The organism is Neobacillus sp. KR4-4 (genome assembly GCF_042136325.1).
GTDB lineage: Bacteria > Bacillota > Bacilli > Bacillales > Cytobacillaceae > Neobacillus.
Genome location: NZ_JBHHJU010000002.1, coordinates 204,528 through 230,110 on the forward strand (window position 1 = coordinate 204,528; position 25,583 = coordinate 230,110).

33 protein-coding genes are annotated in these 25,583 nt (G+C 43.0%); 15 read left to right on the forward strand and 18 right to left on the reverse strand.

From position 1 onward, the window contains the following. Positions 1-191 precede the first annotated feature (191 nt). Positions 192-398, forward strand: coding sequence for a 2-hydroxymuconate tautomerase (locus tag ACE198_RS02700; RefSeq protein ID WP_375374715.1), 207 nt, complete (start codon positions 192-194; stop codon positions 396-398). 71 nt (positions 399-469) lie between these two features. On the opposite strand, the gene ACE198_RS02705 is transcribed toward ACE198_RS02700, so the two are convergent. The 4 genes from ACE198_RS02705 to ACE198_RS02720 form a co-directional block, all read right to left on the reverse strand. Beyond that, entirely contained in the window at positions 470-694 is a 225-nt protein-coding gene (locus tag ACE198_RS02705) for a hypothetical protein (RefSeq protein ID WP_251459590.1), read from the reverse strand. Positions 695-877: 183 nt separating this feature from the next. Further along, complete coding sequence (locus ACE198_RS02710; RefSeq protein ID WP_098571568.1) at positions 878-1,381, reverse strand: YwgA family protein; 504 nt, start codon at positions 1,379-1,381, stop codon at positions 878-880. Between the two features lie 66 nt (positions 1,382-1,447). Continuing rightward, a complete protein-coding gene (locus tag ACE198_RS02715; protein WP_098571569.1) occupies positions 1,448-2,746 on the reverse strand; it encodes an HD domain-containing protein in 1,299 nt (432 codons plus the stop codon). Positions 2,747-3,079: 333 nt separating this feature from the next. Continuing rightward, entirely contained in the window at positions 3,080-3,319 is a 240-nt protein-coding gene (locus tag ACE198_RS02720; RefSeq protein ID WP_098571570.1) for a YuzB family protein, read from the reverse strand. Between the two features lie 283 nt (positions 3,320-3,602). Between ACE198_RS02720 and ACE198_RS02725 the strand changes: the two genes are divergently transcribed. Next, the gene (locus ACE198_RS02725) at positions 3,603-4,394 is read left to right on the forward strand and encodes an RsfA family transcriptional regulator (protein ID WP_251459593.1); all 792 of its coding nucleotides are present in this window, start codon (positions 3,603-3,605) and stop codon (positions 4,392-4,394) included. Between the two features lie 81 nt (positions 4,395-4,475). Here ACE198_RS02725 and lipL read toward each other — a convergent pair whose 3' ends face one another. Together lipL and pta are read right to left on the reverse strand one after the other, a co-directional pair. Next, entirely contained in the window at positions 4,476-5,306 is an 831-nt protein-coding gene (lipL, locus tag ACE198_RS02730; RefSeq protein WP_098571572.1) for an octanoyl-[GcvH]:protein N-octanoyltransferase, read from the reverse strand. 205 nt (positions 5,307-5,511) lie between these two features. Beyond that, positions 5,512-6,483, reverse strand: coding sequence for a phosphate acetyltransferase (pta, locus tag ACE198_RS02735; protein ID WP_098571573.1), 972 nt, complete (start codon positions 6,481-6,483; stop codon positions 5,512-5,514). Positions 6,484-6,742: 259 nt separating this feature from the next. On the opposite strand from pta, the gene hemQ reads away from it, so the two are divergent. Both hemQ and gerQ read left to right on the forward strand, forming a co-directional pair. Continuing rightward, on the forward strand, positions 6,743-7,486 hold the full coding sequence (gene hemQ / locus ACE198_RS02740) for a hydrogen peroxide-dependent heme synthase (RefSeq protein ID WP_098571574.1): 744 nt from the start codon (positions 6,743-6,745) through the stop codon (positions 7,484-7,486). 224 nt (positions 7,487-7,710) lie between these two features. Beyond that, positions 7,711-8,187 carry a spore coat protein GerQ gene (gene gerQ / locus ACE198_RS02745; RefSeq protein WP_251459595.1) on the forward strand — a complete coding sequence of 159 codons (477 nt, stop codon included), beginning with the start codon at positions 7,711-7,713 and terminating at the stop codon, positions 8,185-8,187. Between the two features lie 182 nt (positions 8,188-8,369). On the opposite strand, the gene ACE198_RS02750 is transcribed toward gerQ, so the two are convergent. The 7 genes from ACE198_RS02750 to ACE198_RS02780 form a co-directional block, all read right to left on the reverse strand. Further along, positions 8,370-8,744, reverse strand: coding sequence for a DUF423 domain-containing protein (locus ACE198_RS02750; protein WP_098571575.1), 375 nt, complete (start codon positions 8,742-8,744; stop codon positions 8,370-8,372). A 17-nt stretch (positions 8,745-8,761) separates the two neighbouring features. Then, positions 8,762-9,082 carry a YwdI family protein gene (locus ACE198_RS02755; RefSeq protein ID WP_251459597.1) on the reverse strand — a complete coding sequence of 107 codons (321 nt, stop codon included), beginning with the start codon at positions 9,080-9,082 and terminating at the stop codon, positions 8,762-8,764. Positions 9,083-9,254: 172 nt separating this feature from the next. Beyond that, entirely contained in the window at positions 9,255-10,274 is a 1,020-nt protein-coding gene (locus tag ACE198_RS02760; RefSeq protein WP_098571577.1) for a thiazole biosynthesis adenylyltransferase ThiF, read from the reverse strand. Positions 10,275-10,279: 5 nt separating this feature from the next. Then, positions 10,280-10,516 (reverse strand): molybdopterin converting factor subunit 1, encoded by a 237-nt coding sequence (gene moaD, locus ACE198_RS02765; RefSeq protein ID WP_098571578.1) that lies wholly within the window; start codon positions 10,514-10,516, stop codon positions 10,280-10,282. After that, positions 10,509-10,973, reverse strand: a complete 465-nt coding sequence (locus ACE198_RS02770; RefSeq protein WP_098571579.1) for a molybdenum cofactor biosynthesis protein MoaE — start codon at positions 10,971-10,973, stop codon at positions 10,509-10,511. The genes moaD and ACE198_RS02770 overlap by 8 nt, the downstream gene beginning before the upstream one ends. Before the next feature lie 109 nt (positions 10,974-11,082). Continuing rightward, entirely contained in the window at positions 11,083-11,748 is a 666-nt protein-coding gene (gene mobA / locus ACE198_RS02775) for a molybdenum cofactor guanylyltransferase (protein WP_375374632.1), read from the reverse strand. Positions 11,749-11,754: 6 nt separating this feature from the next. Next, positions 11,755-11,886, reverse strand: coding sequence for a hypothetical protein (locus ACE198_RS02780; RefSeq protein WP_375374633.1), 132 nt, complete (start codon positions 11,884-11,886; stop codon positions 11,755-11,757). Positions 11,887-11,961: 75 nt separating this feature from the next. Here ACE198_RS02780 and pdxK point away from each other — a divergent pair, with 75 nt between their 5' ends. From pdxK to bshB2, 3 genes are all read left to right on the forward strand, one after another. Beyond that, positions 11,962-12,807 carry a pyridoxine/pyridoxal/pyridoxamine kinase gene (gene pdxK / locus ACE198_RS02785; RefSeq protein WP_251459601.1) on the forward strand — a complete coding sequence of 282 codons (846 nt, stop codon included), beginning with the start codon at positions 11,962-11,964 and terminating at the stop codon, positions 12,805-12,807. Positions 12,808-12,981: 174 nt separating this feature from the next. Beyond that, positions 12,982-13,329: a YojF family protein gene (locus tag ACE198_RS02790; protein ID WP_375374634.1), complete on the forward strand. Its 348-nt coding sequence runs from the start codon at positions 12,982-12,984 to the stop codon at positions 13,327-13,329. A gap of 29 nt (positions 13,330-13,358) precedes the next feature. Beyond that, the gene (bshB2, locus tag ACE198_RS02795; RefSeq protein WP_375374635.1) at positions 13,359-14,030 is read left to right on the forward strand and encodes a bacillithiol biosynthesis deacetylase BshB2; all 672 of its coding nucleotides are present in this window, start codon (positions 13,359-13,361) and stop codon (positions 14,028-14,030) included. A 37-nt stretch (positions 14,031-14,067) separates the two neighbouring features. Here the strand turns inward: bshB2 and ACE198_RS02800 are convergent, their stop codons facing one another. Then, on the reverse strand, positions 14,068-14,811 hold the full coding sequence (locus ACE198_RS02800) for a Crp/Fnr family transcriptional regulator (RefSeq protein ID WP_375374636.1): 744 nt from the start codon (positions 14,809-14,811) through the stop codon (positions 14,068-14,070). Between the two features lie 240 nt (positions 14,812-15,051). Between ACE198_RS02800 and ACE198_RS02805 the strand changes: the two genes are divergently transcribed. The 7 genes from ACE198_RS02805 to ACE198_RS02835 all read left to right on the forward strand — a co-directional run bounded on the left by ACE198_RS02805 (position 15,052) and on the right by ACE198_RS02835 (position 21,725). Further along, the gene (locus ACE198_RS02805) at positions 15,052-15,507 is read left to right on the forward strand and encodes a cytochrome C (RefSeq protein ID WP_098571582.1); all 456 of its coding nucleotides are present in this window, start codon (positions 15,052-15,054) and stop codon (positions 15,505-15,507) included. 17 nt (positions 15,508-15,524) lie between these two features. After that, complete coding sequence (gene nosZ / locus ACE198_RS02810) at positions 15,525-17,390, forward strand: Sec-dependent nitrous-oxide reductase (RefSeq protein WP_375374637.1); 1,866 nt, start codon at positions 15,525-15,527, stop codon at positions 17,388-17,390. 90 nt (positions 17,391-17,480) lie between these two features. Further along, a complete protein-coding gene (locus tag ACE198_RS02815) occupies positions 17,481-18,050 on the forward strand; it encodes a hypothetical protein (RefSeq protein ID WP_375374638.1) in 570 nt (189 codons plus the stop codon). After that, a complete protein-coding gene (gene nosD, locus ACE198_RS02820; RefSeq protein ID WP_375374639.1) occupies positions 18,051-19,391 on the forward strand; it encodes a nitrous oxide reductase family maturation protein NosD in 1,341 nt (446 codons plus the stop codon). Next, positions 19,355-20,152 carry an ABC transporter permease gene (locus ACE198_RS02825; RefSeq protein WP_375374640.1) on the forward strand — a complete coding sequence of 266 codons (798 nt, stop codon included), beginning with the start codon at positions 19,355-19,357 and terminating at the stop codon, positions 20,150-20,152. Before nosD ends, ACE198_RS02825 begins: the two co-directional genes overlap by 37 nt. Continuing rightward, on the forward strand, positions 20,149-20,826 hold the full coding sequence (locus ACE198_RS02830; RefSeq protein WP_375374641.1) for an ABC transporter ATP-binding protein: 678 nt from the start codon (positions 20,149-20,151) through the stop codon (positions 20,824-20,826). The genes ACE198_RS02825 and ACE198_RS02830 overlap by 4 nt, the downstream gene beginning before the upstream one ends. Further along, on the forward strand, positions 20,823-21,725 hold the full coding sequence (locus ACE198_RS02835) for a FixH family protein (protein WP_375374642.1): 903 nt from the start codon (positions 20,823-20,825) through the stop codon (positions 21,723-21,725). Before ACE198_RS02830 ends, ACE198_RS02835 begins: the two co-directional genes overlap by 4 nt. Before the next feature lie 80 nt (positions 21,726-21,805). Here the strand turns inward: ACE198_RS02835 and ACE198_RS02840 are convergent, their stop codons facing one another. Further along, the gene (locus tag ACE198_RS02840) at positions 21,806-22,660 is read right to left on the reverse strand and encodes a Cof-type HAD-IIB family hydrolase (protein ID WP_375374643.1); all 855 of its coding nucleotides are present in this window, start codon (positions 22,658-22,660) and stop codon (positions 21,806-21,808) included. Between the two features lie 71 nt (positions 22,661-22,731). Next, positions 22,732-23,400 (reverse strand): DNA alkylation repair protein, encoded by a 669-nt coding sequence (locus ACE198_RS02845; RefSeq protein ID WP_375374644.1) that lies wholly within the window; start codon positions 23,398-23,400, stop codon positions 22,732-22,734. A gap of 122 nt (positions 23,401-23,522) precedes the next feature. Here ACE198_RS02845 and ACE198_RS02850 point away from each other — a divergent pair, with 122 nt between their 5' ends. Continuing rightward, positions 23,523-23,678, forward strand: coding sequence for a hypothetical protein (locus ACE198_RS02850; protein ID WP_375374645.1), 156 nt, complete (start codon positions 23,523-23,525; stop codon positions 23,676-23,678). 45 nt (positions 23,679-23,723) lie between these two features. Here the strand turns inward: ACE198_RS02850 and ACE198_RS02855 are convergent, their stop codons facing one another. Both ACE198_RS02855 and ACE198_RS02860 read right to left on the reverse strand, forming a co-directional pair. Beyond that, a complete protein-coding gene (locus ACE198_RS02855) occupies positions 23,724-24,326 on the reverse strand; it encodes a hypothetical protein (protein ID WP_375374646.1) in 603 nt (200 codons plus the stop codon). Positions 24,327-24,408: 82 nt separating this feature from the next. Continuing rightward, complete coding sequence (locus tag ACE198_RS02860; protein WP_251459615.1) at positions 24,409-25,512, reverse strand: PRK06851 family protein; 1,104 nt, start codon at positions 25,510-25,512, stop codon at positions 24,409-24,411. Positions 25,513-25,583: the final 71 nt, after the last annotated feature.

A 25,583-nucleotide genomic window follows, 5' to 3' on the forward strand; every position in this document is an offset into this window, starting at 1 on the left:
CTCAAACGGATGCCACGTTTACATGTGCAGACTCCGTTTTCTATCTATCTATATTCCTTTTAGTATACATGAAACCGTTTAGAAAAAGAAAATCAAAAGTGTCATCGATTATTGCACTTTTCGTCGAATTATGGAACACTAACATAGAATAGCTGCAGCGTTCGTTTCGCGGCTTAATCACTAAATACATAATAACGGAGGAGGAAAAAAACATGCCATATGTAACAGTTAAAATGCTTGAAGGACGTACCGACGATCAAAAGCGTGCCCTAGTTACAAAAGTAACGGATGCAGTCAGCGAAACAACAGGCGCACCAAAAGAAGCCATCCATGTAATGATCGAAGAAATGAGCAAAAGCAACCTTGGAATCGCTGGCGTACGAAAAAGCGATCAATAAATAGAAAAGCGAAGATTTGGTGTCAGGCACCATGTGAAAATTTCACATGGTGCTTGACACCTTTTTAGTTCCTACAAAAACTTTATCTCGTCTTTTGGGCTTTCTAGCTTCAGTTTCTCTAGTTCAAGTTTCATTTTTTCGGTTTCGGCTAAATAATTTACGTGTTTAAGTTTTTCTAGCTCGAGTTCATCCTTCAGCATACCTGCCTTGATTTTTGACTGTTTCTGAAAATGGGTAGTAATAATGGCTGTAATCGGTATGCCAAATACCATAATGACTGCAATCGTTCCTGTCATTGCGGGAACCCCCTCAAATGTTATATTTTTTACCTCATTATCCAAATCATAACAAATCTCCATTCAAAAGAATAATTATTTTTCAGAAAATTGAATCAAAACAAAACTTACCATTAAAAGAACAAAAAACACCACCTGAACCATCACGTACGCACACGGTTCAAGCAGTGTTTATATACCTTATTATTGAATTTTTCTCTTTAACGATTCGATATACTGATAGGCCTCATCAATTTCCGCCTCAGTATAGCGCTGGCTTGCCTTTAACGTAAACACCTTGCCCGCCACTTCTTCTTTTGAAAGATTATCAAAATATAAAACCGTCGAGACCAATTCCAAGAATCTAGCATTCTGTTCATTCATATCAACGAGACAATCCTGCAAAAACGGCATGTCCACCTCATTCAAACTTAAAAACTCTTTCCCCGGCTCCGTCAAGGTATAGCGATATTGAAAATAGCCGCCCTTTTTCTCCTTCACCTCATTGAGAAAGCCCATATTGCAAAGCTCCTCAACCCGTAACGTCAACTCCTCTGAGTAGGGGCCATAAAAGTGAAACTGGAACCGTTCTTGAAAAGGAAATGCCACCTTTTTCGCAATATATATCATCTTTTGCAGCTTCTTACGCCCGATAATCTCACCGGAAACCATAACCGCTTGCATCAGTTTCGCATGATCATTTAACAACGTTCGTCATCTCCTACTCCATTTGGGTGTCAGGCACCAAACAACAATCACCAATCACCAATCGATCTATAACTCTAAAAGGGCACGGATTTGCTTTTTCACATTCTTTTTAGTCGAATCATCAAGAACAAAATCAGCCGGGTAATAGAGCTTGTGGTCGGTTCTTCTTTTCCCTGAAATCGCATCAACAATCTCCGATTCGCGAGAAAGCTCCCTCAATTCCCCATTTTGCATCAACAAATGAATCGGGAGCCGCTCTTCCTCCTCACCAGGACGATAGAAATCATACGGCAAATCCGACGAGGAATCGACCACCAAATAGTATTCAGGGTCCAACCCTGCCTTTTTGAATAAGGAACCTAGTTCAGCGAGCTTTTTGTATTCCTTTGCTGGGTCAAATTCAACAAACTTGAAGAGATTGCGGTTAACAAACCGCCGACAGAGGTCGCTTAAAACAGGATCTGACTCTTCCTGCCAAATTTGAAAATAATATAAAATCACCGATTCATCTAATTTTACATAGTCTTCTAAGGTTACTTTTTCATTGAAAATCGACGTAAAATGGATGGGTTCGTATTTAAAAGTATAGTTTTCTTCAAACAATTGCTTAGCGCGGTGGAGAATTTTTGTCAAAATAACCTCCGCACTGCGTGATACCGGGTGGAAATACACCTGCCAATACATCTGGTAGCGGCTCATAATATAATCTTCGACTGCGTGCATGCCGCTCTTCTTAATGACTACCTGATCTTCGCGCGGCCGCATCACCCTCAAAATACGTTCCATATCAAATTGACCATAGCTGACGCCGGTAAAATAGGCATCCCGCTGTAAATAATCCATCCGGTCGGCATCAATTTGACTGGAAATCATACTGACCACCAGCTTTTTCTCCGATGTTTTCGCAATCACTTCAGCTACTTTTTTAGGAAAATCTGGCCCCACACGCAGCAGCACGTTATTGACTTCGGTATTCCCTAAAATAATTTGCCGGGTGAACTCCTCATGGTCAAAATCAAATACTTTTTCAAATGAATGGGAGAACGGACCATGGCCAAGGTCATGGAGCAACGCGGCACATAGGGTCAACAGGCGGTCATCATCATTCCATTCCGGTCTCCCCGCAAACACATCATCAATTATGCGGCGGACAATTTCATAGACACCTAGAGAATGGTTGAAACGGCTGTGCTCTGCACCATGGAAGGTTAAAAATGTTGTTCCGAGCTGTTTGATGCGCCGTAAGCGCTGAAATTCCTTCGTTCCGATTAAATCCCAGATGGCCAGGTCACGTACGTGGACGTAGCGATGGACGGGGTCTTTAAAGACTTTTTCTTCACTAAGTTTTTCCGCCGAATAGGCCATAGACTTCCCTCTCCCTCGTAAACTTACTCCTGGCGTTAAAGAGCCTCATGCCCTTTACTTTATTATTTTCTATTATATCCCAAAAACCACCCTATTTTCAGCAAAATTCTACACGATTTTTCGACATGGATGGGGAAAAAAATCACCTGCGTTTATTAAACAGAGGTGATCATTTTAGTAAATTAGAAAGGTTCTATTAACTTTGATAATTGTCTAGCTTCAGCACCCAGAGACTAGTGGACTTCACTCTTCTCCCTTCGATAAGTCAACATCGAATCGCTACGCTCCTCGTGTTTCCTTTATCTTGGTCGAATCGCTCCAGTCCATACGTCTCTAAACGGGCGCTTCCGCTTTTCTAATCTTTTTATTCACTTTCTCCATTAATTCCTCTTCCGTTAATGCGGCAACGGGGCGGTTATTGACGAAGGCAAAGGTCTTTTTCCGGCCAGGTCCGCAGTAGGATTGGCAGCCAATTTTGACTTCAGCCTCAGGATCTAGTTCTTTTAACCGAGGGATCAATGTCTTTAAATTCACGGCCTGACAATCGTCGCATACGCGAAATTCATTGGACATGTAAGACACCCCTTTCTTAATAACTGTCTATTGCAATCTATATCTATAGTTTATCCAGCTTGGATAGCTTAAAACAACCGATTAACTCCTCTGGTATTTTACATTTTCTTGTTTTCGAATGCAAGTTGCAATCTTTACTAAACTCGTTAAAAAAATCTACTATCCTTGCAACCATTTTGGTATAAAGGTTCAAAAACTTGTCCATCCTAAGACTAGAACTTTTAAAAACTCGTCAAGAAGCATGGGCGGGTTCATCCAAAAACTAGAAAAGGGAGTTGAACATATGAAAGTTCGTCAAGACGCATGGACAGATGAGAATGATTTGCTTTTAGCCGAAACTGTCCTTAGGCATGTAAGAGAAGGAAGTACGCAGCTAAACGCTTTTGAAGAAGTAGGCGATAAACTGAATCGTACATCAGCGGCTTGTGGATTCAGATGGAATGCTGTTGTTCGTCATCGTTACGAAAAAGCACTACAATTAGCGAAAAAGCAGCGAAAACAAAGACAAAGAGTGTTAGGGAAAGAGCAAGGCGGCAAGAAAAAGCTGCTATATAGCCCGCCGCTCACTGGAGCACCGGAGTTTGATGCAATCCCAGCTCAAATGGACATGCCGCTGGAAACTAGCTTTGACATGCCAGATATGACAGCAGAGATGGCAGAGGAAACGTATGTAAACCCTTCTGCTTCGACACCATCACAAGCACCTGTTTATACCCAAGCACAGGTTCAAACACCAGCTCAAACCTATCGTCAGGTAAATAACACAGAGCTTTCGCTTGATTCCGTTATTACTTACTTGCAAAACTTTCATCATTCCAATCTGCAAAATGAAGCATTAAAAAGTGAGAATGAAAGATTAAAAAGAGAGTTGGCAGAAGTAAGACGCCAAAATGAAGAAATGGCCGCTAAAATTGAGGGTCTTGAGCAAAATACAGAAACAATTCAAGAAGATTACGAGACCTTAATGAAGATCATGAACCGCGCCCGCAAGCTTGTATTATTTGAAGAAGAAGAAAGACCGGCTACGAAATTTAAAATGGACCGAAACGGAAATTTAGAAAAGGTAGCTGAATAAAGAGCATTAGGGAGAAGAGCAAAAGCGCAACATCTCTTTGAAAAAAAGCCGTAAATCCGACTATTCGGGATTTACGGCTTTTTACATGGCGTTAATTTTTTCATTTCGGTCAATGACCCGTTGATAATAACCTGGAAATAACCCCAGCTCATACTCATTTAATGGACCCGCATACAAGAGCCCGCTGTGATCCTTTAACTGGTTTAGTAGACGGAGCATCACGTCGGCAACGGTAAGATCGGTTCCGAGCAATTCCGCAAGCGACGCCATAACCTCTGGAACAATTTCTGGGTATGCAAATTTCGTTTCTGCATCTTGTTTTGCTAGTTTATAAAATTCCCTCACCAGTTCGGCTCGCCTAGCGCCGCTGCCGTTCACACAGAGATATATCTGGACAGCGACCCCTTTTTTAAGACGGCGCTGCGAGATACCGGCAAACTTTTTCCCCGCAATGCTCAAATCATAACTTCCCGGGCAATAAGAACCGACAATTTCCCGAGCCTCAATCTGATGCGGGAAATCAGCAAACATATGTTGAATGAGCTGCCACATCGCATCATAGCCGCGATTAATATCAATCCCTTTTTCCGCCTCTGGAAAAATCAACGAGATATTGAGGACGCCTTCATCGAGAACAACCGCGAGGCCGCCGGAGTTTCGGACAATCACATGATAGCCCTGCTCCTGTAAAAACTGAATACCTGCTGGTAAAAATGGCAACTTAGTATCCTGAATGCCGAGAACGATCGTATTGTGGTGAACCCACGTCCTGGCTGTGGCTGGTGCCTGACCCGAACCAACGGAGGCACACAGGGTATCATCGGTCCCGAATGATTGCAATGCTTGAAAATGAATGCCCGCCGCTGATTGATCGATAATCCGCCATTGCGGCTGACGCAGTAATCCTTCCATTTCGGTGGCTCCTTGAGTTGAATTAATAGTTTTTAATAGGATTTATACAAAATCCGATAGTTATTATACAAAGTATTATACTTTATTTACGAAAATCATGATAATTTTACAAAGCCTCAGCACATTTATACAAAAATTGGTAAAACAAACCCAAAAAGGCCAATCCACCTTAACAATGGACCAGCCCTTCCTTGCAAACTAACTCTTATACCCCTTGTGCTGCTGTAATTAACGCCAGCTTGTAGACATCTTCTTCATTACATCCACGTGATAAATCGTTTACTGGAGCGTTTAAGCCTTGCAGAATCGGTCCAACTGCTTCAAATCCGCCTAAGCGCTGTGCAATTTTGTAGCCGATGTTTCCAGCTTCAAGGCTCGGGAAGATGAACACATTCGCATCTCCTTGCAGCGGAGAATCGGGTGCCTTGCTTTTTGCCACCGATGGAACAAATGCTGCATCAAACTGGAATTCCCCGTCTAAAACAAGCGATGGGTCACGACGCTTTGCCTCCGCGACTGCCTCAGCCACTCGCTCGGTTTCAGGAGATTTCGCTGAACCCTTCGTTGAAAAGCTGAGCATCGCAATGCGCGGTTCCATATCAAACATGTGAGCGGTTTTCGCACTTTCAATCGCAATTTCTGCTAAATCATTGCTGTCTGGAGCGATATTAATTGCACAATCAGCGAACACATACTTTTCATCCTCACGAACCATGATAAATACGCCGGACGTTTTCTTGACGCCTTCTTTTGTCTTAATGATCTGTAATGCTGGGCGCACTGTATCAGCCGTGGAGTGGGCCGCACCGCTGACAAGACCGTGTGCTTTATTTAAATAAACAAGCATAGTGCCAAAGTAGTTTTCATCAAGTAAAATTTTGCGTGCATCCTCTTCGGTTGCCTTCCCTTTTCGGCGGTCAACAAAAGCTGAAACCAGCTCGTCCATGCCCGCATAGCTTGCTGGGTCATAAATTTCTGCCTCATCTAAAGAAACGCCAAGCTCTGCTGCTTTCGCCTGAACCTTTTCGATATTGCCAATTAAAATCGGTGTGATCAGTTTTTCCTCTGCTAAACGGCTTGCCGCTCTGACAATCCGCTCATCTAATCCTTCTGGAAAAACAATTCTCAAATCACGGCCTGAAATTTTTTGCTTTAATCCTTCAAATAAATCACTCACTACTAAATCCTCCCTTAATCAACCTACATAAATTAGCATACTTTACCCTTTTAAAATTTCAATGATAAGACTCAAAGATAGCGTTTTCATCTAAAAAGTTTATGTTTTCAAAAAAATACGCGCTAGTTTTTATGATTTACTTTTCCCATGAAAAATATCCATTGATTTGCTTAGATAGGTTTATTCGCGCGCCACTGGGTCAAACTATGTTATAGTAAAGATTGTTAATAAGAAGAATGATTATTTAGGAGTGATTATAATGAGTGAAGCAGCAGTAACGCTAGATGGCTGGTATTGCCTCCATGATTTCCGGACGGTTGATTGGACAACTTGGAAAATGCTCCCTAGTGATGAACGCCAGGCCGCCATCCACGAGTTTTTAAGTCTAGTTGAGAAGTGGAATGCCACACAGGAACGTAAAGAAGGCAGTCATGCTTTATATACAATTGTTGGTCAAAAAGCCGATTTCATGATGATGATTCTTCGTCCAACGATGGAAGAACTAAACCAAATTGAAACCGAATTCAATAAAACAAAATTGGCTGAATTTACGATTCCTGCCCATTCTTATGTGTCGGTTGTCGAGCTTAGTAACTATTTGCCCGCTGGGGAGGATCCATACCAAAATCCACAAATCTTAGCGCGGCTTTACCCAGCGCTTCCTAAAACAAAGCATGTTTGCTTCTATCCAATGGATAAAAAACGTGAGGGTAACGATAACTGGTACATGCTGCCGATGGAAGAGCGTAAGAATTTAATGCGCAGCCACGGAATGATTGGTCGTACATACGCTGGAAAAGTGAAGCAAATCATCACCGGTTCCGTTGGTTTTGACGATTATGAGTGGGGCGTAACCTTGTTTGCAGATGACGTCCTTCAGTTTAAAAAGCTTGTCTACGAAATGCGTTTTGATGAAGTAAGTGCTAGATATGGAGAATTTGGCTCTTTCTTTGTGGGTAACATCTTAGAGGAAGAACGTGTAGCAAATTTCTTACATGTTTAATTTTAAAAGTTCTCAGCTGCGGCTGGGGACTTTTTTTGCTGTTCCTCCCCTGCTAGCTAGTCATATTTCTCTCCATGTGCTCATACTATTTAAACAGCGAGTCTTAGAAAGAACTCCATTAATCTCAGAGCTATTATTTTTCCTATTTGTAACCAATTTGGGATAAAGGAGTATTAATAGGAAGTTGTTCCACTCGTTTTATTCACTTTTTAGGAGGGAAAAGGATGAATCAATTCTACAATCCACAGGGCTTTCAGCCTTATACTGGAGCAGCAGAGCAACAACAGAGAGCTCAAGGGATGCCGGGGGGCGGGCAAAGTTTTTATCCAGCACCAGGTGCACAAGGATTCCCACAATTTCCGCCAGCCGGTGCCGGGGGCGGGGGGGCTGGCGCACCTGCAGGGATGGCTCCAGGCCAACTGCCACTTGAACAGTCATACATCGAAAATATTTTACGCTTGAATAAAGGAAAATTGTGCACTGTGTTTGCCACCTTTGAGGGCAATAACAAATGGAATGCAAAAGAATTTACGGGGATTATTGAAGCGGCAGGAAGAGACCATGTGGTTTTAAGTGACCCACAAGCCGGGACCCGTTGGCTTATCCCAATGGTTGCTGTCGATTATATTCAATTTCCAGAGGAAATTGAGTATGAATATCCATATGGCAGTTCCGCTCCAGCGACTTTCCCGCCAAGGTAAATCCTATGAAGCCAACACCAATTGACCATCAATTGGTGTTTATTTTTTTGGTTATGTTATATTGGCATGTTGATTTCCGCTTCAGGCGTTTCGCTCCAATCAACATGGTGCCAAAATCATCATAGCCGATTTTTTTGAGAGACAAAAAAAGACATCGGGCGCCCCCAATGCCTGTCTTTCAATTATAAATGTTTCACTGCTCCAACAACGATTAGGATCCATGCGGCTAAGAAACAGACCCCGCCAATTGGTGTGATTGCTCCTAGGATGCCGATTTTTGTTAAACTCAGCACATACAAACTTCCGCTGAAAAAAATAATTCCCGCCAGCATTAACCATCCTGACCAAGTGAATTGCGGGCTGGCGGTGGCTATTTTTCCAATTAACAAACCTACAATTAACATCCCGATTGCGTGGAACATTTGATACGTGACCCCTGTTTTCCAAATATCCAAATAATATGCATCGAGTTTATCCTTTAATCCATGGGCTCCAAAGGCGCCAAGCGCAACTGCGATAAAAGCATTGATGGCACCGACTATGATAAAAGCTTTCATGATAATATTTCCCCCTTTTAAAAATCAAACAATGAATCTCCGTTTGCTTCGTCTTCCATATCCAGTTTTTTGGGCTGCTGTATTGTTGGTGCTTGTTGTATGATGGGCTGATTCATCACAGGCTGTTGGTAGGCCTGGAACGAGACAGCCGGCTGAACTGCTTGTACTGGAGCGGCTGGAGCCTCACTCTTCCGCGCTGGTGTTTCATCTAGCAATAACTCACATAATGTTTTAATAGAGTAGACTTTTTCACGCATGCTTTCTTCTTTTGTACTGCTCTTCGCTAGTTTCAATTCCGCTTCTATTTTCGCTAATAGTTTTTGGACAGATATATTCACTTGTCTAGCACCTCTAATTTCAGTCTCGATTCTATTCTACATGAGTATCGCCTTTTTTTCGAAAAATTAGCCCGCAAAGTGATATCACACTTCGACATGATCTTCAATGTTTCACGTGAAACAAGTCGAACGCTGAAAAAATAACCCGCACCAATGACGGCACGGGTTCAAATTATCCTAAAATCCGCTGGTAAACTGATTTGGCATGTGTCAAATCCTTGGTGCCGTGAATGAGGGCGCGGCCATCTTGAAAAATAACCATCCGCTCTACGCCCATTTCAACCGAAACCAAATAAGGGTTGCCCTTCACCACATATCCTAGTGAACCAAGCTGACCAGCGAGGCGTTCTAACGAGATTTCACCTGCCGACGATGGGCGGATTTGCACGGTATCACGTCCGCACAGTACCGTCGTCTTCGTCATATTTTCCTGATCGAGATAGGGATAGGTCCGCTCCTCGCCGCAAGATAAGCAGCCGGCAAACTTCGCCTTCGACATCTTCAAGCTTGTATACTGATTTCTCCATAAATCAAAGCTGACAAAGGAAGTCCGGACCGCGTCCCAATCCTCCACCAACATCTTCAGCGCTTCCGCAGTCTGATGGGCAATGACCATTTGGACAGCTGGAGAAATGATTCCTCCTGTATCACAGGTCATCCCCTGGAGCGGAATAGAGCGCAACAAACAATTCAAACACGGGGTTTTCCCAGGAATCATCGAAAATGTCATCCCAAAGCTGCCGACACAGGCCCCGTAAATCCATGGAACCTTGTATTTTTGCGAGACATCATTCATCGCCATCCGCGTTTCGAAATTATCAGTTGCATCCATCATCACATCAACGTCCACAACAAGCTCTTCCAACAACTCAGGGGTAGCATCACCGATCATCGAGACCACTTCCACATCTGAGTTAATCGCACGCAGACGTTTCTCCGCCGCAGCAGCCTTGGGAAGTTTCTCAGCGACATCTTCTTCCGTATAAAGCTGTTGGCGCTGCAGGTTGCTGGCTTCCACATAATCGCGATCAATAATCGTAATCTTGCCGACACCTGCCCGAGTCAGCACCTCCGCACTTCCGGATCCTAAGGCCCCTGCCCCGATAATCAGCACATGCTTGCTGCGGATCTTTGCTTGTCCTTCTTTGCCGATCCCCGCAAAGAGGACCTGCCGTGAATACCGTTCGTCCATGCTGGTCAGCCCCCGCTTACAGGCGGAATAAAGGCAATTTCATCCCCCGCTTGAATCACTTCATCGTTTGCGGCAAACTCTTCATTGATGGCCGTCATCACCGTATCCATCTTTGGCAGATCATACTTAGCCGCTAACTCTGCCTTTAACTCCGCCACCGTCTTTCCACCGGCATCGACAGATAGGAACTCTGCACCGCCGACCGCATCACGTAAATGAGCAAAAAATAACACCTTATTCATTTAAGTCACTCTCCTCTGGCTTACCGCTCGGATAGGCAACTGTTTCGAGCTGATTTCCCATCCATGCTTCGCCTTCTTCCCAGTGTTCTTTCTTCCAGATTGGGACGATTTCTTTAATCCGTTCAATCGCATATCGGTTCGCCTCATAGGCATCAGCACGGTGCGGCGTCGAGACGGCAATAACCACGGCCACATCGGTGATATCTAAACGGCCGACACGGTGGGTGATAGCCACGCACGCACCTTCCCAGCGTTGTTCAATTTCCTTGCCGATTTGCGCCAACTTCTTAACCGCCATCGCTTCGTACGCTTCATAAATTAAAAATAATGTTTTTTTACCTTTGGTTAGTTCCCGAACCGTGCCGATAAACGTGGTAATCGCACCGGCATTACGCTGGACAACCTTATCTATGACCGCTTGAATATCGATTGGTTCTTTTGAAATTTCGTACATCATCGGTTTACACCCCTACCCCTAAGCACTTAGGCTCTGCATTTTTTGATCACTTGGTATCCACCAATTTCACCAATTATGTGAACCGTGTAGTCGGTCCCCTTTTTCCACCTTATCTATCTTCCGCCCACTTTTTAGCATCTTCGTACTCACTTGGGTGATTCATATTAAAAAAGACCCGCTCTAAATCGATGCTGCTGTATGCCTGAAGGTCTTTTTCTGTTACATACAGGACATTTAAGCGTTCAAGCAAATGTTTCATCCGAAGTTGTCCCGCTTCAATCATTTGTGCTGCCACGTCCGCTGCCCTTTTTTGAAAGACGGCAAACAATGGGTGCTGGACTCCATTAATGATTGGGATGACGGCATCAAAACCGCTGCTTTTTTTGACAAGCAGTTCGGCAAGTTCCGCGGAAGCAAACGGCATATCACAAGCTACGACAAAATTCGTTTCAAATGGAGATGCCAGCAGTCCTGCATGTACTCCTGCAAGGGGGCCCTGACCAGGATACAGATCTGAGACCATCTTCACTTCTAAAAATTGGTAGTCTTCAGGATGATTGGTTACAAGAATTATATCAATAAACGAAAGGTTTAGTGCATCTGCCATTCTCTCAATGTTCGTTTTCTCGTTTATTTTTAGAAGGGCTTTATTGGTGCCCATCCTGCTTGATTTTCCACCTGATAAAATAATTGCCCCAGCCTTCATCATCCCTGCACCCTCTTCATTTACATCAATATCCACGCCCACAGCTTGATAACCATTGTCCTGTGCCACATAATCCTAATGAATCGAGTTTAAATCCAGTAAGGCAGCTGTTGGCTTTTCAATATATTGGCGTGTAACAATAATTTTAATATAGCCATTACAACCTTCGCAAACTTGAATTTCAAACTGACCATATAGATCAAGCATTTTGTGACTCCTGTTAATTTTTGAAAAATGTTCTATAATAATTAAGAGTAAAAATTTAAGGAGGAGTACATACATATGACCATCAACAAAGTGATGACAATCGCTGGTTCTGATACAAGCGGCGGCGCTGGCCTACAAGCGGACTTAAAGACTTTTCAGGAACTTGGCGTTTATGGAATGACTGCAGTGACATCCATCGTGACAATGGACCCAAAAAACCATTGGCACCATAATGTTTTCCCTATTGCTGTTGATACGCTTGAGACTCAGCTTGAAACCATTCTTTCTGTTGGGATCGATGCGATGAAAACCGGCATGCTTGGCACTGTTGAGATTATTGAATTAGCTGCTCGGAAAATCGATGAAAACAAACTTGAACGTGTCGTGATTGACCCTGTTATGGTTTGTAAAGGTGAAGATGAGGTCCTAAATCCAGAAACTACCGATGCAATGCGTGAGTTTCTATTACCACGCGCCTTAGTCGTGACTCCTAATTTATTTGAAGCAGGACAGCTGGCTGGCATGAAAACCCCGCGTACTGTGGCGGAAATGAAAGAAGCCGCAGAAAAAATCCACGAACAAGGGGCCAAATTCGTGCTGATTAAGGGCGGCAGCAAGCTTGAATCAGAAGAAAAAGCCGTTGACCTGCTTTATGATGGAAAAGAATTTATGCTTTATGAGTCGGAAAAATTTGAAACGACCTACACTCATGGGGCGGGCTGCACCTACTCATCAGCAATTACAGCGGAATTAGCAAAAGGAAAATCCGTTTATGATGCGGTCGATGTCGCAAAGGAATTTATCACAGCAGCCATCCAGCAAGGTTTCCGTCTCAACGAATACGTTGGACCAACCTGGCATGGGGCTTACCGCAGTGGAGCGAAAGCTGTTACCGAGTACTGCGAAGATTGTGTGGAATAAGAAAGAGTCAAGAAGAGCCGATCGCTTGATCGGCTCTTCTTTTTTGAGGTCATTTGTTGGTGTCAGGCACCAGTTTCGCATTTTTTACCTGATTTTAGTATGATAGTTACATTATTAACTAAAATAGACATTAGACATAATCTCAAAATTAATGATGGGAAAGGAGGCTTCATTTTGGAACTTATTGATGTAAAAGGTGCACAAGATGCCATTAACAGCTTTGCTAATAAAGATGTCTATATTCACCTTGAAACGACCAACGGTGCCTATGCTTCACATAACGATCAAAGCTTCTTTTCAGCCGGTGCATTCATCCGCAATGCCCTTGTCCATTATGAGTTAGGGAAAATAACAGGGAATGGCCCGTTTCGGGTTGGGTTAAAGATTCAGCTTGGCTGGATTTACGCAGAAGGGATCACTCATTACGAAATTGATGAGAACAACCGTCTCTTATTAGCCGGTCACGACCATGATGGAAAACTAGCGGTTGCCTTGGAGATTTCCAGCACCCCTTTTGAATAAGAATGCAAGGCCCGAAAGGAGAAGAATTTATGGAAAAAGAACGCCAAGTATTGGTTGTTTTCCCTCACCCTGATGATGAGGCATTTGGGGTGTCAGGCACCATTGCCACCCATGTGCAGAACGGAACCCCTGTTACCTATGCCTGTTTAACGTTAGGTGAAATGGGACGCAACATGGGAAATCCTCTGTTTACCAATCGTGAAAACTTGCCGAAGATTAGAAGAGAAGAATTGAAGGAAGCGGCACGGGTACTGGGCATTCAAGACTTGCGCATGCTCGGATTCCGCGATAAAACGATTGAATTTGAAGATGAAGAGAAACTTGCCAATCAAATGTTAGCCTTGATCGAGGAAGTTAATCCTTCTCTTATTATTACGTTTTATCCAGGCTACTCGGTCCACCCGGACCATGATGCCACTGGTGCGGCGGTCGTTCGCGCGGTTGAAAAAATGAGCCCAGCCGCACGGCCAACCTTACACTGTGTCGCATTCTCAAACAATTGTGTTGATGAGCTCGGGGAACCAGATATTCTCAATGACATCAGCCCTGTTGCCAAAACAAAAATGGCAGCCATCCAGGCGCACCGTTCGCAAACCGAGCAAATGTTTATCGGAATGGAAGAGAAATTAAAAAACCAAGACCCGCAAGTGATGAAGTGGATTAATAATGAACGGTTTTGGACCTATAAATTTGATAAGTAACCGAAAGCCCCTCATAGTGAAGGGCTTTTTTTCTATGTTAATATTCCCGATGCAGCAGGGTACAAAGCGTGCACCAATCACGTATGATAATTTTACGTGATTTCATATCAATGATCCCATCTTTTTTTAACTTGGAGAAAACGCGGCTGACACTTTCCCGGGTGGTTCCGACCACGGTGGCAAATTCCTGAATGGTCAAGGGAATCTCTATATCCCATCTGTTCAGGCCATTATTAAATTTATTACCGAGGCGCTCTAATGTCTTAACAGTCTTCGCATACACATCGAGCAAAGCCACGTCTCGTAATTGCGAGGTCATTTCCCGGAGCACATCACTCATATAACTAATCATTTGAATCGATAATTCCGGATGGTTGAACAAATCCCGCTCAAGTTCCAATTTATTTAAAAATAAGACTCTTCCGTCCTGAAGCATGGTCGCAGTTGCCGGGTAGTATTCTGTCCTTTTTGTAAACAAACAGGCTTCTGCAAACACATCCCCTTGTTGCTTCACACAAACAATAATTTCATTCCCCTGTTCATCCTGCTTCGTTAACTTCACTGCACCGGTATGAACAAAATAAACCCCCTTGGCCACTTCGGCTTCCGAAATGATCCTTTCCCCTTTTTTCAACTCGAGTGTATGAATCCTTTTTTCAATAATCGCTAGTGACTTCTCCGATAAATCCTTAAAGATAACAATTTTCCGAAGTAAATCCATTTGGGCAACCTGTTGATAGATTGCTAGATTCGGCTCTTTTAAACAATCAACTTGAATCATCCTTTTCACCACCCTTTTTAAAAATCCCCTTTTGATGAACACTTACTTTTATTGTAAAGAACTGCGTCACTTGATGTAGTGACGAATTTCACAAAACGTTCATCTTTTCAAATCACGTAATACTAAGCCCTTTCACAAAACGTTCAAAAACTATAACAAAGGTGTGCGGTAGGTCACATTTTTCTGACATGGAAGTGTTTAGGATGAAGATGTTCATTTGAGAAAAAAGGAGGGAAAAAGATGAATAAAGCCATTATCAGTTTTGTTATTTGTACATTACTCGGCTTTGGATTAGGTTACTTAGTGTTTGGCGTGATCATGGGGGATTCCGCAAAACAGCCTCAAGTGGCACAAACAGAAACGAAAGAGACGACAGAAACTTCTGCTGCAAAAGAAGAAACAACGACCGACTCAAAAGAAGCAACAACGGTTTCCGCCAATGAAGATAACATCCTTAACAAGAAAGGCTGCCTCGGCTGCCACAGTGTTGAATCTCTAAAAATTACGGGTGGAGCAGTTGGCCCAGATCTTTCCCAAGCGTTTGTAAACGTAGAAGGCAAGCATGGCAAGCCGATTGAAGAATTTTTAAAAGCGCCTACTTCTGCTGTCATGTCAGGCGTGATTGGGAAAAACCCATTATCCGACGAAGAACGTAAGCAAGTATTAGACCTACTTAAACAAGCCTCTGAAAAATAAAAAAGGTGGTGTACATAATGAAAAAATGGATTCCGATTGCATCGGGTCTCTTAGCCGGGTTTGTCGCAGCAACGATTACGTTTGCAGATTTCTCAGCTAAGACAGACACGCAAGCAGCGTCAAGCACAAAGAGCGATGCCGAAAAGGTATATGTCCCATTCGGCCAAAAAGATGATTACTATCTATTTGCTTCCGGCGGCCACTCCGGTCAAATGTTTATTTATGGGGTGCCATCCATGCGTCATATTCGAACAGTTCCGGTCTTCTCGCAGGATTCGGCTACAGGATACGGCTTCGATGAACACTCGAAGAAATTAATGGGCGGTTATACATGGGGAGACCTACATCACCCGGCCTTCTCTGAAACAAAAGGTGACTATGACGGGAAATACATGTTTGCAACCGATGTTGGTAACAGCCGTGCGGCCGCGATGGACTTAAAAACATTTACCGTGAAAGATATCATTAACGTTCCAAATACAAGCGGACCGCACTGTGCGGCCTTCGTTACGGAAAATACCGAGTATATGTTCCTGCCGACTCGCTTCGCCGTGCCGCTGCAGCACAAATACGAATCACTAGATGATTACAGTACAAAATATCGCGGCGTGATGTCTGCTGTCACATTTGATCAAAACAAACAAAAGCTAAATATTGGTTACCAAGTTGCCCTTCCACCATGGTCCTATGACCTTTCTGATGCAGGTAAAAAAGAATCAGCGGATTGGGCGGTTATGACGACTTATAATACCGAGGAGTCAACAACGAACCTTGAAATTAATGCTTCACAAGCAGACCGTGACTATATTGTTCTTTTCAACTGGAAAGAGCTTGAGAAAATGGTCAAGGAAGGCAAGTACGAAAATGTGGGCGGTCAGAAAATGATCTTCCCTGAGAAGCAAAAAGGCGGCATTTATTTAATTCCAGTCGCAAAATCACCACATGGTGTCGACGTAACACCAGATGGCAAGCACTTTATCGCTTCCGGAAAATTAGCGCCAACCATGACAGTCTTCTCGTTTGAAAAAGCATTTAAAGCTGTCGCAAACAAAGACTTCGCTGGTGAACGCAATGGGATTCCAGTCCTTAATTACAAATCTGTGATGGAAAGAGAAGTTAACCCTGAAAATGCCTTAGGACCACTACACACTCAATTTGATGACAAAGGCATGGCCTACACAACAATGTTTATTTCTTCGGAAATTGTGAAATGGAATCCAAAAACAGGTGAAACATTAGATCGTGTCCCTGTTCAATATTCTCCAGGACATTCTGTTGCCGCAGAAGGTGACACGGTTGCACCTGACGGAAAATATATCATTGCCTTAAATAAGATTGCGAAAGACAGCTATTTATCCGTTGGACCTTCTCATCCGGAATCGATGCAGTTAATTGATATCAGCGGTAAGATGAAGATCATCCAATCAGCACCAGTTAACCCAGAACCACACTATGCCCAAATGATTAAAGCGGATAAAATCAAAACAATTGAAGTCTATCCGAAGGACACAAAGAATAAGGAAGCTGTTTACAAGCAGAGCGATACAAAAATCGTTCGTAATGGTAACAAAGTCGATGTATATGGTATCGCGATGCGTTCGAAATTCATCTTTGATGCCAAAGCAAAACGTCCTGATGTGATCGAAGTAAATGAAGGAGATCATGTGACGATTCATCTGACAAATATTGATTTCGATGAAGATATTACCCACGGATTTGCCATCAACAGCTATAACTTAAACATGGAAGTCCAGCCGGGACAAACCAACACAATGGAATTTGTCGCGAATAAAGCAGGAACCTACCCACTTTATTGCACAAACTTCTGTTCTGCGCTGCACCAAGAAATGACCGGTTACTTCCTTGTCAAACCAAAACAGTAATTTAAGCAATATGTTGGTGATGGGTATCAATGAAAAAGATTGATACCCTTCTCCGTTTACTACCGATTTCATTAAAAAGGCGATGTTAACATGACGAGTAAAACCAAAAAATTATCAGTAGTTTCTTCATTATTACTTGTTACTTCAACTATTTTAATAGTCATCTCACTATTTTTCCCATGGTGGAAAATGGTCTTTGTTGCTCCTCAATATCCAGAAGGGCTAAATATCATCGTGTACCCGAATAAGCTCGCAGGGGAAATTGATATCGTGAATGGACTTAACCACTATATTGGTATGGCGAACTTCAGTGAAAAAAACTTCCCTGAATTAGCGTATTTACCTTATTTAGTTGGAGGATTAGCGGCTCTTACGCTTTTAACCGCCCTGCTCCGAAAAAAATCCGTTCTTTACGGATTGATTGGCCTATTTGTGATTGGCGGCGGACTCGGTGTATATGATCTTCACCATGCTTTGAAAAAGTTTGGCACCAATCTAAGTCCTGAAGCTCCGATCAAAATGGATCCGTTTGTTCCGCCTATTTTAGGTCATAATACGGTGGCGAATTTCCAAACCAACAGCCTGCTTGGCCTCGGAACATATTTGGTGATCGCTGCGTTTATTCTCTTACTCATTCCGTTATGGAAGGATCGAAAGTAAATGAAAAAACTTGCGCTCGTATCTTTCATTTTTTCTCTATTGCTAGTCATGAGCCCTGAGAAAAAGCTGGCAGCCGAACCATTACAAGCAACTATCGACAGCCTGAAAGAAGGGGCGGTCCTCCAGCTTGAAAATAAAACGTACTCGGGCAATATTGTCATCAACAAACCGATAACGATCATTGGCTCAAAAAAGACGGTGATTAAAGGAGACGGATCGGGCAATGTCATTTCCATAAAAGCCCCTAATGTGAAACTGAGCCATCTAACCGTCATGCATGGAGGGATGAACCGGAACTCTGCTGAGGAGTACGCGGCCATTAAGATTTACACAAACAACAATGTCGTTGAACACATCAGCATCCGCGACTCCTTTCACGGCATTTATTTAAGCCAGGCGCACCATAATACCATTCGTTCCAACCAGATTAAGGGCCTGGGCAAAGGCGAAATTGCCGCCCAGGGAAATGGGATTCACGTTTATTATGCCAATGATAATCGGCTTGAAAAAAATACGATTGAAGGCACCCGTGACGGGATGTTCTTTGAATATGCCAACAACAATAAAAGCTATGAAAATAATATTAGCCACACAAGATATGGCTTGCATTACATGTATTCCGACGAAAACATTTTCAAGAAAAATATATTCACGATGAATACCGGCGGGGCCGCGATTATGAACTCAAACCATTTGAAACTCGAGGATAATCAATTTCTCGTGAACTACGGCAATCAATCCTTTGGATTACTATTACTCCAAGCCAATGACAATGATATTGCCGATAATACCTTTTATATGAACCAACGCGGTATGTATATTGATCAAGCAACAAGAAATGACTTTCGCCACAACAAAATCGTTCAAAACCAAATCGGAATTGAACTGTGGTCGAGTTCCAATGACCAAGTTTTTACCTTAAACCAAATTACCGAAAATACGATTCCTGCTGTAACTCTTGGCGGCAATAGTGAGAATAATTCCTGGAGCAAGGATGGCAAAGGGAATGACTGGGGCAGCGCGTTCCCGATCACCGATTTAGACCAAGACCACATTGGGGATTTTCCAATAACCTATCGTTCTTCTTTATACCAATTAATTGAAGACCAAGAATTATCCTATTTATTTTTAAAAAGTCCCGCATTGAAGATTTATGAAAAAATGAACGCGGCTCTATCAAAGGAAGCCATCATGTTTCATGACCCACACCCGCTAACAGCGTCAAAAGGAACGCCTTCGAAAGCAATTATCCTTATTGCCACCTTGCTTATCGTGGGGATTTTACTAAAGGGGAGACACCTACTATGCATTACATTTGGAAGGAATGGAAGGAAAATATAAGAGGAAAAGGACTTTGGCTAAGTTTAAGTATTATTGTTCTGATTTCAATTGCAATTTTATTTCGTTCCTCAGCCCTTTCATTTGATAAAGGCTTTTATGTGCTCTTAATCAACCTGTTCGATACGATTATCTATTTTATTCCAATTCTATGCTTATTTATCGGGGCATTCTCGATCTTTCAAGAAAAAGAACAAAAGACTTTGATTATGCTGCTGACAAAGACAGACCATTTCGGAAGCTTCCTAATCAAAAAAAGCCTGGGGCTCTATACCGTTGTCCTAGTCCCGCTGATTACGTGGTTTTTCATTTATTTATTACTATTAAAATTTAACTTCCAACTTGATATGAAAAGTTATTTCATCTTTGTAACAGCGATTGTTTGCATGGGCCTTGTGTTCTTGCAAATGGGTGCCGCCATCGGCAGTATCAGCCGCTCGAGGATGCAGATATTAGGTTTTACGGTCTTTGTTTGGTTCTACTTTTTCTTCTTACATGATTTTATCTTGCTGTCGTTCTTGTCCGATGTGACGCACGAAAATGTGAAACTATTTTCTTCGGTCTACTTTTTAAATCCACTTCAGGCTGTTCGAATGTTTTTAGAAACAGGCACGGGGGTATATTCCTTCGGTCATATGTCGAGACTCTTACAAGCGTTTATGTGGACAAAGCCTGCCTTCTTCCTGCTTGGAAATCTATTGTTCTGGCTCACCGCTTCATTTTCCACAGCGATTGTATTCAATCGTAAGGAGGGATACGAATGATCAACGTCAAGAATTTAAACCAATCATTCGGAAAAAAAACAGTCTTGGATTCCATCAATCTAGACATTCACCGGAATGAAATTTGTGCCCTGGTTGGCCGAAACGGTGCCGGGAAATCGACATTTATCAATAGTTTGCTTGGATTACTGCCAGTCAAGCAAGGAGAAATTTTAATAAATGGGATTGCCGTGAACAAGAAAAATGAGGAGTGGAAAAGAGCAATCGCCTATCTGCCGGAAAAATTTATGCTTTATCCGATGCTGACCGGATTGGAAAATATGACGTTCTTCGCCGAGGCGGTAACGAAGACCGCCAACCAGGAACGAATCGAGCAGGTACTTCGCTCGGTCAGCCTGTGGGACGACCGCCATGAACAAGTCAAGAAGTACTCGAAAGGAATGCTGCAGCGCCTTGGTTTAGCAATCACCCTTTATCAAGATTCCAGCCTGCTGATTCTTGATGAACCGACGAGCGGTATTGACCCGCTCGGAAGAAAAGAAATTTTAGATGTACTCCATTCCCTTCAGGATAAAACGATTCTGCTGTCCTCGCACCATCTGGACGAAATCAAACAGATTTGTACCCATGTAGCATATTTGGAAAATGGAAAAATGAAGAAATATAAAGTAGATGAGTTTTTACAAACTCATAATTTAGGAGGAATCAGCTCATGAAGATACGGATAATATTCGCCATCCTTCTTCTGGTTGCCGTGATGGCAGGATGCAGTTCAGACCCTGACTATAAAGTGGACGTCACGAAGGATCTTTATTTCGTTAAGGATACAGCCATGCCGTTTGAAGTAAAAGTAACCGAAAATAAGAAAGCCGTAAAAGGGCTAGATGTATCTGCTCACCTAGCAATGACGGAAATGGATCATGGCAGTTATGATGTCAAGCTTGAGGAAGGGAAAAATGGCACCTATACTGGCAAAGTGAACTTGCCGATGGGCGGGAAATACGAGGCTGCGTTTACGCTTGAGAAAGACGGAAAGAAGACGGAAAAAGTTATTGAACTGAACGTGACCAAACCAAAAGGAGTTGCCAAGGTTAATGGCCAGTGGATCACTGATGAGGACGTCAGCTTTTATAAGTTCATTAACCAATTGCAGCTGGCCATCAACCGTGAGAGCGCACAGAAACAATATAAGGGCGAGCAGTTAGAGGAAGAACTAACATATTTAGAGGCACAGGAAAAAACACTTGAAGATAAAAATCAGCTATTAACACAAATCATCCGCCTCCGGGCGATGGCTCTACTCGCGGATGAAAAGGGTCATAAAGCAACCGAGACGGAAGTAGATGCAGCCCTTAGCAAAGCACGCGGACAATATAATCAATTTGAGTCCGCTAAAAAGCTGATCAACGAGTACGGAGAAGAGAAATTTTGGGCAACAGAAAAGCAGCAGTATCAAATGATCGTCATGTCCCAGAAGGTCCAAAAGGACTTAGTGACCAAGGCCAAAAAAGAAAACCCTAAAGCCGGCGAACAAGAAATCTACTACCAAGCCCAAAAAGATTACGAAGAACTCCTAGTTTCACAGGTGAATTCATTAAAAATTGAGATTATGTAAAAACAAAACCTAAAGGGTGTCAGGCACCATGTGAAATAATATTCACATGGTGCCTGACACCCTTACTTACAACTTACAACTTATATTACTTCATGTATCGCCTTTGCTACGCCGCTTTCTACATTGGTGTCTGTAATTACATCACAAAGAGATTTGATTTCGTAATTGGCATTTCCCATCGCCACAGATCTGCCTGCTTTTTCAAACATCGATACGTCATTATAATTATCACCAATCGCCATCGTTTCCGCTAAATCTATTCCTCTTGCTTTTACAAACGATTCAAGTGCAATTCCCTTTTGAGCCTCACGATTCGTGATTTCGAGGTTTTCATGACCGGAAGAAGCGATAGCAAGTTCTTCTAAGTCTGCTAATGCTTGATTTGCCGCTTCTAATTTTTCCCCATCAAACGAGAAGACAAGAAATTTATAGATTTGATACTGATCATTCGCAAACAGTTGTTCATAATCTTCAATTGTTTGGACTAAGCCATCATGGATTCTTGCCCCTGCTGCTTCAATGATCTCAGCTTGATTGGCTTCTGGGTTCGCACTCATCACGATATCAACTAGAATGGAAACGGCCTTAGCGGGATCAATCGTGAAGGCACCCTGATTTGTGTAAACTTCGAAATACACGTCCTTTTCTGCAAGTCTTGCAGCAACCTCTCGAGCTAATTGTTTCCCAATCGGCGTCGCTGAAAGGACATCCCCCTCTTCGGAACGTACTTCCGCGCCATTCACACAAATAACCGGGCAGGTTAAGCCCGCCTCAGAAAGTACGTAAGTAGCCTCTTGATACGACCGGCCTGTCGCGACCACCACTTCAACGCCTTGTGACTGCGCTTTTAAAATAGCTTCTTTATTCGCTGAGCTGATTTGTTGAACCGAATTCAATAATGTCCCATCCATATCTGTTGCAATACATTTAATCATGCTGTTCACCCTCTATCCCTTTTCATTATTGCTATTTTAACAGATAATCTAATACATTATCTCCCAGATGCTCAACCTAAATACTTACTTCCTTCCCGAACACTTAACGGTGCTAGCTTTGTCGCCTCGATAAATTTTTTCACGGAAGCAGGATTGGACTTTGAATATTCCCGTAATGCCCAGCCAATGGCCTTTTGGATAAAAAATTCCTTACTGTCTGCATTCAGACGTATGTATTGATAAAGAAGCTCTTCATTCGTGTTCTCTTTATACTTTAATTGAAAAAGAAGTGCCGCCCTGCGCATCCAAAGGTAATCATGGGTCGCCCAGCTATCAATCGTTTCTGCGACGACGTCAGGAAACCTTTTGGCAATTTCCCCAACCGGTTTGGGAGCAATTGCATCAACCGTATCCCACCACGATTTCGTTTGAATCAATTCTTCCATAAATGGTAAATCACTTTTCTCCAGCCTTTTCAGCGATTTTTCCATATAAACCAATCCAGTATATTGGTATTCACGTTCATCCTTCGCCCAAAGTTCGCGAATAAATGCTTGGTTAAACGACTCCTTTAACAATCCTGTATCTTGAAAAAATTGCTTCTCCAGCACACTTCGATCAGGCTTCTTGATGCCAAGGAAGGGGAAGTGGTCTTTCATGTATTTCTTCATCGGTCCTGCATTTGCTTCGTTGCGATTCTTTTCAAATAGTTGTGTTAACAAATCGATCTTTGACTGCATTCAATCATCCCTTCAAAAAATACTCACCAGCTATCTCATCATTCAACTATTACCTTTATTTTACCTGAATAAACAACATACTCGAAAGCAAACTAAACCATAGTGAAAAGGAGGGATCAATGATGACGAAGAAATACAACAAAGGCAGCAAGAATCAAAACTCCCCGCAAGCAGGACAATCGGAAGCTGAATTTTCCAGCGAATTTGTCAGCGGTGATAACAGCAAAGGAAATAAGCGCAACAAGGGGCAAAGCAGCAAAACAAATCCACATTCTTAGAATGAAAATAAGAACTGCCCATTTTTTCAGGGCAGTTCCTATTTGTTAGTGGCAACTAAATGAACGGATTCTATTTAAGTCCGTTCCATAATATACCCAGTGGTTTCCACTCCAGCGATACCCGCCGATTGAGTTTCTGCCCACGTAGGTTGGATAATACCAGAAGCTACTTCCATTTCTTAGCCAAATATAGGTATAACGGTACAGGCAGTGCCTAATTCCTCCTGGGTCAACCGCATATAAGCCAACTGATTCTTGTGGAATAAAGGCTGGCGGTGGTGCAGTCGGGGCACTGCCATAATGTGGACCGCCTCCATATGGCGGTTGATATCCTCCCCCATGCGGCGGTGGCTGGTGGCCTCCTCCGTGCGGAGGCGGTTGATATCCTCCCCCGTGTGGCGGCGGCTGATGGCCTCCCCCGTGTGGTGGCGGCTGGTGGCCTCCCCCGTGCGGCGGCGGCTGATGACCTCCTCCGTGCGGCGGTGGCTGGTGGCCTCCCCCATGCGGCGGCGGCTGATGACCTCCTCCGTGCGGCGGCGGTTGATGGCCTCCTCCGTGCGGCGGCGCTTGTGTTTGTTGCCGAAGGGTGTGTTCATAAGGAGAATTAGGCATTCTACCATGACCCTGAGGGTAATTGAAATGATCCAAGGTTATTAGCCCCTTTTATTTAATTTTCCCTTTAACGTATGCGCCGTGCCTAATTTGGTGAGAAGTATCATTAAAAGTTTTGTTACTCTACTTTACTCGCTGCTAACTCCCTGATTTCCTCGGCTATTTTGTTCTGGATTCCTTCAACAACGGAAAAGTCCATCGCTGCAATATAGATTTCCTCCAGCTCATCATGAAGTTCCTTTGCCCGCGCTAAATAAGAGATTGCCTCGTTCATCTTATTTTTATAATTGGTTGAGATTTTAGTAATGATCTCTTCAAAAATTTCATCTGTCCCTGGAGCGATTAGTAATTCATACATATCGATGATTTCATCGCCGTCTCGGCTTGGGAAGTACTCATGTGGTGCCGTGCTATCAAAAATCGCAATTCCAAGCTCCCTGAAAATAACCATATCAAGGCTGTGCGGGTCAAAGCCGCAATGGTAAACCTCAACATCCACCCCTCTGACTTCAGCCGCTGCCGCAAGCTTCTTCAGCATCGTGGATTTACCAGAGCCTGGGCGCCCTTTAATGAAATAACGTTTTGGAATCTCTTCGGTTAAATTCGGAACATAATCGACCGCTCCCTTAGGCGTTGCTGCCCCTAAAAAGCGATGACGGATATCTGATTTTTTACTAAGCTTCATTTTTCCAAAAAAGGAATCAATTAATTTGGTCGTTAATTGATCGGCTTTCTTAAAATCCATGCTGTTGATATAGATCTTTTCCCAATCATCATGTATATCCAATGCTTCCTTAAACGTATCATAGGCCTTATGAAAGGACTGGCTGATTTGATTGGTTAACTTCAAGATGGTACTTTTATGGGTCGCTAAGGCACGAGCATTCCAAGCTGTGCCGAGGTTAATATACTCATCCACTGCACCTGGTGCTTTGGGTTCAATCACATGCGGGGCAGTTCCATCGACAATTCCCACCTTTAACGCCGGGATTAACACGCCATCAATGGAATTATTATCAGAAGAACAATGTAAGAATTCAACATCATAGCCCTTTTCAAGCCACTCATTGCCGATCTTTTTCATGAGTGAGGATTTACCTGTTCCTGGTCCGCCTTTTAGAATAAATAACCGGTCTAGATCTTGAAGATTGGAATCATATAAATTATGGAAACCTCTAGCTGTATTACCGCCAGCAAAGTAATTTTTAATTTTTCCTGTCACTGAGCAACACTCCCTTTTATCGTGACACTCGTAAGATAATTTCACCCTATCTTATGCGATTGCCACCTATA